Source organism: Microbacterium sp. NFH-22A-Y (genome assembly GCF_021401375.1).
In the GTDB taxonomy this organism is placed as follows: Bacteria; Actinomycetota; Actinomycetes; order Actinomycetales; family Microbacteriaceae; genus Microbacterium; species Microbacterium hominis.
Genome location: NZ_JACBGF010000002.1, coordinates 132,182 through 144,789, shown reverse-complemented (window position 1 = coordinate 144,789; position 12,608 = coordinate 132,182). Strand labels below are relative to the sequence as shown.

The 12,608-nt window shown below is 71.7% G+C and carries 10 protein-coding genes; 6 read left to right on the top strand and 4 right to left on the bottom strand.

Translation table 11 applies throughout. The annotated features are described in order from the left end of the window. Window positions 1–51 precede the first annotated feature (51 nt). Genes L0965_RS06685 through L0965_RS06675 form a run of 3 tightly spaced genes read left to right on the top strand, consistent with a single transcriptional unit; the run spans window position 52 to window position 2,363 of the window. Complete coding sequence (locus tag L0965_RS06685) at window positions 52–987, top strand: ParA family protein (RefSeq protein ID WP_101307108.1); 936 nt, start codon at window positions 52–54, stop codon at window positions 985–987. After that, window positions 987–2,012 (top strand): ParB/RepB/Spo0J family partition protein, encoded by a 1,026-nt coding sequence (locus L0965_RS06680; protein ID WP_101305168.1) that lies wholly within the window; start codon window positions 987–989, stop codon window positions 2,010–2,012. Before L0965_RS06685 ends, L0965_RS06680 begins: the two co-directional genes overlap by 1 nt. A gap of 9 nt (window positions 2,013–2,021) precedes the next feature. After that, window positions 2,022–2,363 carry a hypothetical protein gene (locus L0965_RS06675; RefSeq protein WP_060960823.1) on the top strand — a complete coding sequence of 114 codons (342 nt, stop codon included), beginning with the start codon at window positions 2,022–2,024 and terminating at the stop codon, window positions 2,361–2,363. A 72-nt stretch (window positions 2,364–2,435) separates the two neighbouring features. On the opposite strand, the gene trxA is transcribed toward L0965_RS06675, so the two are convergent. The 4 genes from trxA to L0965_RS06655 form a co-directional block, all read right to left on the bottom strand. Beyond that, the gene (gene trxA / locus L0965_RS06670) at window positions 2,436–2,759 is read right to left on the bottom strand and encodes a thioredoxin (protein WP_060960822.1); all 324 of its coding nucleotides are present in this window, start codon (window positions 2,757–2,759) and stop codon (window positions 2,436–2,438) included. 90 nt (window positions 2,760–2,849) lie between these two features. Next, the gene (trxB, locus tag L0965_RS06665) at window positions 2,850–3,830 is read right to left on the bottom strand and encodes a thioredoxin-disulfide reductase (protein WP_060960821.1); all 981 of its coding nucleotides are present in this window, start codon (window positions 3,828–3,830) and stop codon (window positions 2,850–2,852) included. Between the two features lie 103 nt (window positions 3,831–3,933). Continuing rightward, window positions 3,934–5,544 carry a murein biosynthesis integral membrane protein MurJ gene (gene murJ / locus L0965_RS06660; RefSeq protein WP_101305169.1) on the bottom strand — a complete coding sequence of 537 codons (1,611 nt, stop codon included), beginning with the start codon at window positions 5,542–5,544 and terminating at the stop codon, window positions 3,934–3,936. After that, window positions 5,537–7,744 (bottom strand): DUF6049 family protein, encoded by a 2,208-nt coding sequence (locus L0965_RS06655; RefSeq protein WP_234057962.1) that lies wholly within the window; start codon window positions 7,742–7,744, stop codon window positions 5,537–5,539. The genes murJ and L0965_RS06655 overlap by 8 nt, the downstream gene beginning before the upstream one ends. A 178-nt stretch (window positions 7,745–7,922) precedes the next feature. On the opposite strand from L0965_RS06655, the gene L0965_RS06650 reads away from it, so the two are divergent. The 3 genes from L0965_RS06650 to L0965_RS06640 all read left to right on the top strand — a co-directional run bounded on the left by L0965_RS06650 (window position 7,923) and on the right by L0965_RS06640 (window position 12,498). After that, on the top strand, window positions 7,923–9,506 hold the full coding sequence (locus L0965_RS06650; protein WP_101305170.1) for a methyltransferase: 1,584 nt from the start codon (window positions 7,923–7,925) through the stop codon (window positions 9,504–9,506). 59 nt (window positions 9,507–9,565) lie between these two features. Continuing rightward, window positions 9,566–11,005: a CCA tRNA nucleotidyltransferase gene (locus tag L0965_RS06645; protein WP_101305171.1), complete on the top strand. Its 1,440-nt coding sequence runs from the start codon at window positions 9,566–9,568 to the stop codon at window positions 11,003–11,005. 161 nt (window positions 11,006–11,166) lie between these two features. Further along, window positions 11,167–12,498: a GAF domain-containing protein gene (locus tag L0965_RS06640; protein WP_060960847.1), complete on the top strand. Its 1,332-nt coding sequence runs from the start codon at window positions 11,167–11,169 to the stop codon at window positions 12,496–12,498. The last annotated feature ends 110 nt before the right edge of the window (window positions 12,499–12,608 follow it).

Here is a 12,608-nt window from a genome sequence, read left to right as displayed (position 1 = left end):
GTGGGACCCCTCGACTACAGTAGAGGAGTCCCGAAAAGACAGGAGTTGATGGTGCCGGAACCGGAGAACGCGACCGCACCCGCACCCTTCTCCATCGACGACAGCCCCATCGCGCGGGAGCTTGCGGATCTCACATCCCGCCGCCGAGCGCTGGATGCCGTCACGGTCGACTTCCACGGCGAGACACGCATCCTCACCGTGTCGAACCAGAAGGGTGGGGTCGGCAAGACCACGACCACCGTCAACATCGCCGCGGCCCTCGCTTCTCTCGGTGCTCGCGTCCTGGTGATCGATCTCGACCCGCAGGGCAACGCATCCACGGCCTTGGGGGTGCCGCACTCGGCCGACATCCCCAGCGTCTACGACGTGCTGATCGACGAGTTCCCCCTCGCCGAGATCATTCAGACGAGCCCCGAGTCGCCGAACCTCCTGTGCGCTCCCAGCACCATCCACCTCGCCGGCGCCGAGATCGAGCTGGTGTCGCAGGTGGCCCGCGAGCATCGCCTTCGGACGGCCATCGAGGACTATCTGGCACAGGCCGACGAGCGCCTCGACTTCATCCTCATCGACTGTCCGCCCTCGCTGGGACTGCTCACCATCAACGCGTTCACGGCTGCCGGGGAGCTCCTGATCCCGATCCAGTGCGAGTATTACGCCCTGGAAGGCCTCAGTCAGCTGCTGGGGAGCGTCCGGATGATCCAGAAGCACCTCAACCCGCGGCTGCACCTCTCGACGATCCTGCTCACGATGTACGACGGACGCACTCGGTTGGCGCAGCAGGTGGCCGACGAGGTTCGCCAGCACTTCGCTCGCGAGGTGCTCCACACGGTCATCCCGCGATCGGTCCGCGTGTCCGAGGCGCCGAGCTTCGGCCAGACCGTCATCGCGTACGACGGCCAGTCGGCCGGGGCCGTCTCCTACCGGGAGGCAGCGGTCGAACTCGTCCAACGCGGACAGCGCACCACCACGAACGAGGAGAACTCCTGATGGCCAAACGCACCGGTCTGGGCCGCGGAATCGGCGCCCTCATCCCCACCGCCGACAGCGCGGAGGCGCGGCCCGTCGACGTCTTCTTCCCTGGTGCGCCCCTCGCGACCGTGCCGACGCCGGATGCCGCCGATGCAACGGATACCGGGGGACAGGCGGATGCCGCGGCATCCGCGCCCGATGACACCCCCGGCGAACTCGTCGCGGTGCCCGGTGCGCGCCTGATCTCCCTCGATCCGAACGACATCGTCCCCAACCCCCGCCAGCCGCGGACCAACTTCGACGCCGACGACCTGGCCGAGCTCGTGCACAGCGTTCGGGAGTTCGGGGTGCTGCAGCCGGTGGTCGTGCGCCTGAACGAGGACGGCGCCTACGAGCTCATCATGGGTGAGCGCCGCACCCGTGCCTCGCGCGAGGCGGGTCTCACCTCCATTCCGGCGATCGTCCGCGACACGGCGGACGAGGATCTCCTGCGTGACGCGCTTCTCGAGAACCTCCACCGGTCGCAGCTGAACCCACTCGAGGAGGCGTCGGCGTATCTGCAGCTCCTCGAGGACTTCGGCATCACTCAGGAGCAGCTCGCGTCGCGCATCGGCCGGTCGCGGCCCCAGATCAGCAACACGATCCGCCTGCTCAAGCTCCCGATGCCGGTGCAGCAGCGCGTCGCGGCCGGTGTCATCAGTGCCGGGCACGCACGCGCGATCCTCTCGCTGGACGACTCCGATGCGATGCAGAGGCTCGCCGACAAGATCGTCAACGAAGACCTCTCGGTACGCGCCGCGGAGGCTGCGGCGAAGGGAGCGGCGGAGCTGGGCGCACGGCGTCCGGCACCCAAGGCCGGCGCCCGTCGGGCCCACCTCGATGACGTCGCCGAGCGACTCGGTGACCGCCTCAACACCAAGGTGAAGATCACTTTGAGTGCGAGAAAAGGCCAGATCAACATTGATTTCGCCACGATCCAGGATCTCAACCGCATCCTGGGGGAACTGGGGGAGACCGAGTACGGCGTCGGAGCCGGCGCGTAGGCTGGCAGGGTGACCGATCGTCCTCACCTTCCCCGGCGCGCCAGTCTGGAGCTGCTGCGCGCGGAGGCATCCGACGAACTGTCGGTGCTGATCGAGGAGCGCATCCGCGACGGTGAAGATCCCTGGGACTTCATGGAGGATTTGCCCTCCGTCGACGAGCTGGTGGTCCTCACGCTGCGCGCGGAGAACATCGCGTCGGACGGCGGCAACAAGCCCACGGCGGCGAGGAACTATCGCGTGCTTCGCCAGATCGCGTTCGACTACCCGCCGCTCACGCGTGCCGTGTGGCGTCTGCTGGGAAGCGAACCGCACCGGCGCTGGGACGCCTCGGTGCGAGCCGAGGCGTCCTGATCAACGCCGGTGCGGTGAGTCTGCCGTGCATCTGCGGTGGGCCGCACGTGGCGGCGTCACGCGCGAGGGTCGTCAGCCGAGGTAGGCGGCGAGGTCCTGCTCGAGCGCGAACTTCGGCTTGGCGCCGATGATCGTCTTCTCGACCGCGCCCTTGTTGAACACCTTCATCGCGGGGATCGAGGTGATCTGATACTCCATCGCGAGGTTGGGGTTCTCATCGACGTTGAGCTTGAGCACCGTGATCTTGTCGCCGTTCTCCGACTGGATCTCGTCGAGGATGGGTCCGACCATGCGGCACGGACCACACCACGCGGCCCAGAAGTCGACCAGCACGGGTCCCTCGGCGTCGATGACGTCCTGCTGCCAGGTGCTCTCGCTCGTGGCCTTGGCGGTCATGTCTGTCTCCTTCGTTGCGAGCCGCCATCGTGCGGCTCTGGGGTATCAAACGCGACGGATGCCGGAGATGTTCCCCGACCCGTGCGGGGCTCAGGCGACGGGCTCGAGCCCGTCGATCTCGGCGGCATCCACCTCGGGCGCACCGGCGTCGCCGCGCGCGGCGAGGTAGTGCTCCACGTCGAGGGCGGCCGTCGTGCCGCTGCCGGCCGCCGTCACCGCCTGGCGGTAGATGGGGTCGACGACGTCACCGGCCGCGAAGACGCCGGGAACCGACGTGCGCGACGAGCGGCCGTCGACCCACACGGTGCCGTGCTCGGTGAGCTTCAGCGAGTCGTGCACGAGGTGCGTACGCGGGTCGTTGCCGATCGCGACGAAAACCCCGGTCACAGGCAGTTCTCGCGTCGAACCATCGACGGTGTCGCGCAGCAGCAGACCCGTCACGGCGTCACCGCCGAGCACGTCGACGACCTCGCTGTTCCACACGAACTCGATCTTCTCGTTCGCGAAGGCGCGCTCCTGCATGATCTTGGAGGCGCGCAGCTGGTCGCGGCGGTGGATGATGTACACCTTCGACGCGAACTTGGTGAGGAACGTGGCCTCCTCCATCGCGGAGTCGCCGCCACCGACGACGGCGATGGCCTGCTCGCGGAAGAAGAACCCGTCGCACGTCGCGCAGTAGGAGACGCCGTGTCCGGACAGGCGCGACTCGCCCTCGATGCCCATCTTGCGCGGTGCCGAGCCGGTGGCGAAGACAATGCTCTCGGCCTCGTGCTCCGTGCCGCTGCCGAGGACGACCTTCTTCACGTCGCCGGTCAGCTCGAGCTTCACGACGTCGTCGTAGACGACCTCGGTGCCGAACTTCTCGGCCTGCTCCTGCATCTTCGCCATGAGGTCCGGTCCCATGATGCCCTCGGGGAAACCGGGGAAGTTCTCCACCTCGGTGGTGTTCATCAGCTCGCCGCCCGCCTCGACCGAGCTCGCGATGAGCAGCGGCGAGAGGTTCGCCCGCGCCGCGTAGATAGCGGCGGTGAATCCGGCCGGACCGGAACCGATGATGATGACCTGTCGCACGTGCTCTTCCCTTTCCGCACGAGCCCCTGACGGGCTCCAGTGCGTGCAACCAATGCTAACCGCGGGGCATTCCGAGCAGACGGTGCACCGCGCGGCGCGCTCGTCAGCGCCCGATGAGGCGCCGCAGCATCCGCCCGCCGATGGCGAGCTCGGGAGCCCGCAGCAGCGCGAGGGCGGCGACGTACACCAGCAGGGCGACGCCGCCGACGAGTGCTCCGGCCACCGCACCGAGGAGACGGTCCGACGCGGGCCATCCGTCGGCGCCGCCCAGGAACAGGAAGAACAGCCATCCGGCGGCGAAGGCGGGGACGGCGGCGACCGTGAACCGCCCGAGCGACCGCCAGGTGGCGCGCAGCGGCGCCGTGTCGGTGTGGCGACGCAGCAGACGCAGGGCGACGGGCAGCTGGACGTAGGTGGAGAGCGACTGGGTGAGGGCGACGGCGGCGGCGAGGAACCCGAGCGGCAGCAGACCCATGCCGACGGCGGCTACGGCGATGACGGCGCCGAGGGCGGCCAGCGACGCCTGGACGAGGGAGAAGACGAACGGCGTCCGCGTGTCCTGGAAGGCGAAGAACGCCCGGCGGATGATCACAAGCACGCCGAAGGGGACGAGGGCGATCAGGTACCCGCAGAGCACCCAGGCCATCGCGACCGCGCCGTCGGTGCTGGTGGTGAACACCCGCGAGACGGCGACGGATGCCGCGGCGATGGCCGCCGTGAAACCGAAACCGAACAGCGCGATCGCGCGGATCGACTCGTCGAGGTTCGGCGCGACCCGGTCGAGGCGGCCCGCGGTGATCTCCTCGGCGAGGCGTGTGAAGTACGTCGTCGAGATCGACATGGCGACGATCGAGTGGGGAAGCATGAAGATCAGCCACGCGTACACCATCACGGTGACGCTCGCCTCGCCGGAGGCCTGGGTGACGACCAGCGACTGCACGATACCGGCGAGCTGACCGACCACGACGGCGAGGAACGTCCACCAGGCCAGGGTGCCGACGTGACGCAGGCCGATGCCACGCCAGCCGAAGTCGGGACGGATGTGCAGGCGGGTGCGCTTCCAGAAGAAGAGCAGCACGACCGTCTGCATCGCGATGCCGAGGGTGGCGGTGCCGCCGAGGAGGGCGATCATCCCGGCATCCCAGTCGCCGATCGCGGTGAACGGGCCGCCGAAGACGACCAGGAACACCCCGAATCCCGCGATCGAGACGATGTTGTTGACCGTCGGTGCCCAGCTGTACGGGCCGAAGACCTTGCGCGCGTTGAGCACCTCGCCCAGCAGGGCGAACAGGCCGTAGAACAGCAGCTGGGGCAGCAGCCAGTAGGCGAAGGCGGTGGCCAGGGCCTTCTGCTCCGGCCCCCAGCTGGCCGCGTAGAGCCAGATCAGCACCGGCGCGAGCGCCATCATCAGCGCTGTCGCGGCGACGAGGACGACCGCGCCGAGCGTGAGGAGCTTCGACACGTACCGCGAACCGCCGTCGGTGTGCGCGGCCGCCTTGACGATCTGTGGCACGAGGATGCCGGTGATCACGCCGGCGGCGAGCAGCTCGTACACGTTGGTGGGCAGCATGGCCGCGACGCTGAAGGCGTCGGCGGCCTTGCTGCCGAACGAACCGATGACGGCGACGAGGACGACCGAGCGCACCAGGCCGGTGACCCGCGAGAAGAGCGTGCCGGCTCCGATGATGGCGCTCGCGCGACCGAGACTAGCCATCGACATCCTCTTTCTGCGGGGCTTCCTTCTGCGGCGCTTCGCCGTGCTCGTCCTCGGCGGGCGCGGCCGCGCCGCGCCGACGCAGCTTGCGTACGGTGCGGATCAGACCCAGCACGAGCATCGCTCCGATCAGCACCACCATGAGCACGATGCCCACCGACTCCCACTCGGCGCGCACGGTCACCGCGACGCGGACCTCCGATCCGATCGGCACGCCCGCGGTGCTGCGCAGCTGCAGGTCGAGGGTGGACTCGCCGCTGCCGACGCGTGCCTGCACGGGCACCTGCACTCGCGTGCTCTGCGCGGAGCCGGCCGAGACCTCCGCGGTCTTCTGGACGATCAGGCGCGGGTCGTTGGGGTTCACCGACAGGGTGAGGGTGACCGGCCAGGGCAGATCGTTGCGCACCGAGAAGGTGAGCGGCGCCGACGAGGCGAGCAGGGTGATGTCGCTGGGCGGAACGATGGCGACGGCCCCCATCGTCTTCGCCGTCGCGTCGCGGTGATCGCTGACCGCCGTGGCGAACTGATCGGGCACCGCGAGCCAGACGTTGGCGAGCAGCTGCAGGATCTTGGCGCGTTCGGGGGCCGTCAGGAGAGCGGGGTCGCTGAGCACGGTCGCGAACGCCGAAAGGGCGGTCTCGTCGTCGAGCAGGCCGTGGAGGGCGTCGACGCGTGCGGAGTCGGGTGCGGTGCCACCGGTGACCGTGACGGCCGTCGCGGGCGCAGCGGCCACCGCCGACAGATCGATCGCGGTGCGACCGGCGAGCGAGGTCGCCGCGGTGATCGCCGCCCGCAGGCCGGTGGACGAGCGGCCGCTGGCCCGGTCGATCACGACCAGTAGGGGCGCCGAGGCGGACGCGCCCTGAACGGCGAGGCTCGCATAGGCGGATGCCGCGGCGAGCCCCGCGCCCTGGTGGACGCCGTCCGAGGCGAGCGACGCCGTCCGCAGCGCCGCCGAGACGTCCGCGTCGTAGGAGAGGATCGCGGCCCCCTCGGCATCCGCTCGCGCCCCCACCGCGCCCGTGAGGGTGTTCGATGACACGAGGGTGAGCGGCGTCTCGCTCTCGTCGGTGCCGCTGGAGGTGCCGGTGGAGGTGCCGGTCGCGAGGGCGGACACGAGGCCCGCTGTCGCCGACCCGGTCGCGGGCCAGAACACGCCCGTCCGGGCTCCGCCGATGTCGAGGAGCTCGGAGAGGCTCGGCAGCGTGCGTCCGGACGCCGGCGTGGGCGTCGGCGATGCACTCGGCGAGTCCGAGGATGCCGGGAGCGGCGTCGCGGTCGTCGTGAAGTTCCGCGCGGACATGTAGGGGTCGAGGCTCGAGACGGAGAGCGGCTCGACCTGCCCCGCGGCGAACTGCGTGGCGAGATCGGCATCGCCGAACTGGAGCGCGAAACGCGAGTTGGGCAGCGCGAGCAGGTCGGACAGCCACTGCTGAGCCGATGCGGGCGCCGCCGTACCCAGCACACGGATCGCCGCGACGATCGCGGGATCCACGGCGAGGATCGCGGTGGTGCCGGTCACCGCGTCGAGCTGGATGCGGAGTCCGCCGTCGGCGGCGGTCAGCGTGGCGAGGTCGTCCGACGTGAGCAGCCCCGTGGTGGTGGGGGGCGCCGTCAGCGGCACGACGACGGCGACGCCTCCGCCGGAGGAGGCGGCATCCGGGACGACGATCGCCGTGTGTGCGACGAGATCGCCCTGGGCGGCGGGGAACGCCGCGCTCACGGGGTAGACGCCGGGGGCGAGGTCGCCGCCGGTGGCGGCCAGGTCGATCGCGGTCGTCGAGGTCGCCGTCCCGCGCGCGGCGACGGCTGTCACGGCCGCCGTCGCGACCTCGGTGTCGGCGCGCGCGTCGGAGTCCAGCCACGCCGTCACCTCGGCGGCGGTGGTCAAGGGCGACCGGGTGAGCGCCACGCTGACCGTGCCGCCGGCAGCGGGCGTATCGCCGGTGTTGGTCACCGAGAACGTGACGGAGAACACCGACGCGCCGATGACCCCGTTGCCCGACGGCGACACCGCGACGGTGAGCCTCCCGCTCTCGGCGGGCGCCTCGGTCGCGGCGACCGCGGTGCCGGCGACGGGCGCTGCCACGACGAGGGCCATCGCGACGGCGACGGCGCTCCGCCAGCGCGCGCGGCGACGGCGCCTCGTCCCGACTCCGTCGGGAGTCCGGCGCGCGGGACGGGAAAGAGGAAAGGTCATGTCGGGAATCGGCTCCTGTGCGATCCCTGACCGCACGATCAGGTCAGATTCTAGGGTCCCCGCCCTGTGCGCGACCCGTGACGGGCCGCGGGCGCCGGTATCCGCGCGCGGCGGCATCCGTCGGTCCCGTCGGTCCCGCACCGCCGGCACGTCCCCGCGTGCGTGAGGATGGGATGCTGTGGACCATCCCCTGAACCCCGATCCCGCCCTCGTGGCCGACCTCCGCCGCGATCTGGCGGCCGCCGGCTACACCGCAGACGCCGTGCGGACCGGGTGGGGCCCTCTCGCCGACGACGCCGTCGGGCACGGCCTGCACGGACCCGCGCTCGCCGCCCTGGGAACACGGGACGACGCATCGGCGACGTTGGCGCGGCTGCTGTTCCTCGGCGTCCGCACGGCGCGGGACGCCGTCGACCGCGCGCTGCCCCACCTCGGCGCCGGCGGACTCGCGACGCTCGGTCTGGCCCGCATCGACGATGCCGAGGTGACACCGCTCGCGCTCGTGCGACCGCAGGGCTTCGCCGACGCGGACGGCGCCGGGCACTGGTGGATCGCGAGCGATCTCGACGAGGCGGCGCTGGGCGGACCACTGCCGACCGGCCACGTGCTGGGTGTCGGCGGCGCCTCCCTCACCCTCGCCGGCTTGCAGCTCGCGACGCCCGCGCGACGGGTGCTCGACGTCGGCACGGGCTGCGGCATCCAGGCGCTGCGGGCGCACCGCGCCCTGGCGGCGTCCGCGGATGCCTCCGCGGATGCCGATGCCGATGCCGACAGTGATGCCGTCCTCGTCGCGACGGACGTGTCGCCCCGGGCACTGGCGTTCACGACGCTCAACGCGCTCCTGAACGGCGTCGGGGGGATCGAGACCCGACACGGCAGCCTCTTCGACCCCGTCGCGGGCGAACGGTTCGACCGCGTCGTGTCGAACCCGCCGTTCGTCATCACCCCGCGCGTCGCCGGCGTTCCCGAGTACGAGTACCGCGACGCGGGGTTCGCGGGGGACGACCTCGTCGCGGCGTTCGTCCGAGGGGTGGGCGAGGTGCTCGCTCCGCAGGGGACGGCGCAGCTGCTGGGCAACTGGGAGTATCGCGACGGCGGCGACGGCCTCGAGCGCGTCCGCGCCTGGGTGGCCGCCTCGCCCGTGCCCCTCGAGGCCTGGGTGATCGAGCGGGAGCGACTCGACCCCCTCGCGTACGCGGAACTGTGGGTCCGCGACGGCGGCACCGCCCCCGGCACCCCCGGCTACGCGGCCCTCGTCGATGCGTGGCTGGACGACTTCGCCGCGCGCGGCGTGGAGGCGATCGGGTTCGGCTACATCCTGCTGCGACGACCGGCATCCGGGGTCGCCGCGCTGGCGCGCTACGAACGCATCACCCACGCCCTGCCGGAGACCTCGGGAGGGCTCGGCCGGCACCTGTCCGCTGCGCTGCAGGCCTTCGACGCACTGGAACTGCTCGACGACGACGCCCTGGCCCGTGCGCACACCGTGGTGGCCGGCGACGTCACCGAGGCCCGTCATCATCTGCCGGGCGCCGAGGCCCCGAGCGTGATCGAGCTGCGCCAGGGCGGCGGGCTCGCCCGCACCGTCGAGGTAGACCCCGCCCTCGCCGCCCTCGTCGGGGCCTCCGACGGCGAGCTCACCGTCGGACAGCTCTCCGACGCGATCGCCGAGCTGCTCGAGGTGGATGCCGGCGCCCTCCGCGCCGACCTGCTGCCGCGCGTGCGCGAGCTCGTCTTCACCGGGATGCTGCGGCTGGCGTGAGGGGTCGCACGACGGTCGCGGGCGGGGGCGACGGAAGGCGCGCCGGTAGTCTGGAGACCATGCTCAACATGGCCGAAGGCCTCGACCGGCTGGGGTCGCTCGCGACTTCTCCGATCATGGCCTCCCTCGGTGCGGCGTTCGCCCAGGCGGGGTTCGAGCTGGCGATCGTCGGCGGTCCGGTGCGCGACGCGCTGCTCGGCCGCCCCACCCACGACCTCGATCTCACGACGAACGCGCGCCCCGACGACATCCTCCGCATCGTGAAGCCGCTGGCGACCGCGACGTGGGACATCGGGCGCGCGTTCGGCACCATCGGTGCGAAGATCACCGGCCCGAGCGGGACGTCCGAGCAGGTCGAGATCACGACGTACCGCGCCGACAGCTACGACGGGGTCACGCGCAAGCCCACGGTCGCCTTCGGAGACCGCCTGGAGGACGACCTCGCCCGCCGCGACTTCACCGTGGGCGCCATGGCGCTGCGCCTGCCCGTGCCGGCGCTCGTCGACCCGACCGGGGGTGTCGAGGACCTGCTCGCAGGCGTGCTGCGCACGCCGGGCGACCCCGACGTCAGCTTCGGCGACGACCCGCTGCGCATGCTGCGGGCCGCCCGCTTCGCCAGCCAGCTCGAGTTCGACGTCGCCCCGGCGACGCTGGACGCGATGGAGCGCCTGCGGGCGACGATCGAGATCGTCAGCCCCGAGCGGGTGCAGGCCGAGCTGGTGAAGCTGCTCGCGACGGACGACCCGGTGCGCGGCATCCGGATCCTCGTCGAGACCGGGCTCATGGGCGAGATTCTGCCCGAGGTGCCGGCGCTGCGGCTCGAGGTCGACGAGCACCACCACCACAAGGACGTCTACGAGCACTCGCTCACGGTGCTGCGCCAGGCCATCGAGCTGGAGCACGCCCGGCATCCGGGGGCGGCGCCCGACACGACGCTGCGCCTGGCCGCACTGCTGCACGACATCGGTAAGCCCGCGACGCGCAAGCTCGAGCCGGGCGGCGGCGTGAGCTTCCACCACCACGACGTCAAGGGTGCGCGTCTGGCCCGCAAGCGCCTGCAGGCGCTGCGCTTCGACGGCGACACCATCGCCGCGGTCACGCAGCTCATCGAGCAGCACCTGCGCTTCTTCGGCTACGCCGAGGGCGCGTGGACCGACTCCGCGGTGCGGCGCTACGTGCGGGATGCCGGTGATCAGCTCGAGCGGCTCCACATCCTCACCCGTGCCGACGTCACCACGCGCAACGCGAAGAAGGCGACGCGCCTGCGCCGCGCGTACGACGACATCGAGTGGCGCATCGACGAGCTCGCCTCGCAGGAGGAGCTCGCCGCCATCCGCCCCGAGCTCGACGGCAACCGGATCCAGGAGATCCTCGGCATCCCGCCCGGACGCGAGGTCGGGGAGGCGTACCGCTTCCTGCTGGAGGTGCGCCTGGACGAGGGTCCGATCGGCGCGGATGCCGCCGAGCAGCGCCTGCGCGCCTGGTGGTCCGCCCGCTGACCCGCCCCGCGCCCGCCCCCGCGCCGCGCCGCGATCGCCGAGCCGCCACTGCCCGGCCGAGCCGCTATCCGGCGGGCCGGCCGAATCTTGGCGGCTCGGCCGAATCTTGGCGGTTCGCGACTTAGACTGACGACACCTCCTCATTGGTGAACGGAGTCGCCGTGCCCTCGCCGTGGTCATCGCGCCGCGAGGTCTCGCCCGAGACGTCGCGTCTGCTCATCGAGCGCGCGCACGAGGAGCTCGTGGGTGGCAACGTCGGCGATCCGCGGCTGGGTCAGATCCGCCCGCTGGTGCAGGATTCCTGGCGCCGGTCGCTGGCGCACCTGGTGGGGGCCGAAGGGCTGCCCCCGCTCGATCTGGGTGACGACGAGCTCGAGGCCTACCGGCGGGCGCACCCGCTCGCCGCCGCTATGGACATGATCCGCTCCCTGCTGCTGCCCGGCGGCGAGGACAGCGACTCGGGCGTCGTCGTCGCCGTGGGCGACGCCGTGGGACGACTCCTGTGGGTCGAGGGAGACCGGCGTGTGCGGTCGCTCACCGGCGACATGGGCTTCGTGGCCGGCGCGAACTGGTCGGAGGAGGCGGTCGGCACCTCCGCACCCGGCACGGCGCTCGCGCTCGGGCGATCGGTGCAGATCCACGGAGCCGAGCACTACAACCGGCTCGTCCAGCCGTGGTCCTGCACGGCCGCGCCCGTCTACGACCCCGAGACGCGCCGCGTGCTCGGGGTGATCGACGTCACCGGCGACAGCGATGCCGCCACGCCGCAGGCGCAGCTCCTCGTCGACGCGACCGCCCGCGCGGTGGAAGCCGAACTCCTCGTCGGGCGGCTGAGAGCGCGGGCTCAGGCTCCCGCACCGAGCCGCATCCGCCGCGCGGCACCGGCTCCGCGGGCGGCGACGACGATGCTCCGCGTCCTCGGGCGGGACAAGGCGCTCCTCGATGTCGCCGGCCCCGACAGTGCGACGGTGACCGAGCTGTCGGCGCGGCACGCCGAGATCCTCCTCATGCTCGCGGTGCACCGCGAGGGGTTGTCGGCCGAGCGCCTCGGGCAGCTCGTCTACGGCGAGGATGCCGCGGAGGGGACGCTGAGGCCGGAACTCGTCCGGCTGCGCAAGGTGCTGGAGCGGGTTGCGCCGCAGCTGGTCCCGGCATCCCGGCCCTACCGCCTCACCGCGGAGCTGCACACCGATGCGCATCAGGTCGTCGCGCTGCTCGGCCGGGGCGCCCACCGGGTGGCGCTCGCCGCCTATCGCGGGCGGGTGCTTCCCGACTCGGTCGCGCCCGGGGTGGAGGAGTTCCGCGACTCGGTGCGGCTGGCGCTGCGCGACGCCCTGATGACGGAGGCGTCCGTGGATGTCCTGCTCGCGTACGCCGACACCGACGACGGCGCCGAGGACGTCGAGGTCCTGCGTCTGGCCCTCGAGATGCTGCCGGCCCGCTCTCCCCGCCGCGCCGGGCTCGTCGCACGGATCGAGAAGCTCGAGGCGTGAGCCCCGCCCCGGCGTGCACAACTCCGCCGGAGCTGCTGTTTCCGCGGTCCTCACACCCACAACGGCCCACGGAGGCGGAGCTGTGCATGCTCCCCCGGCGAGGATGCCAG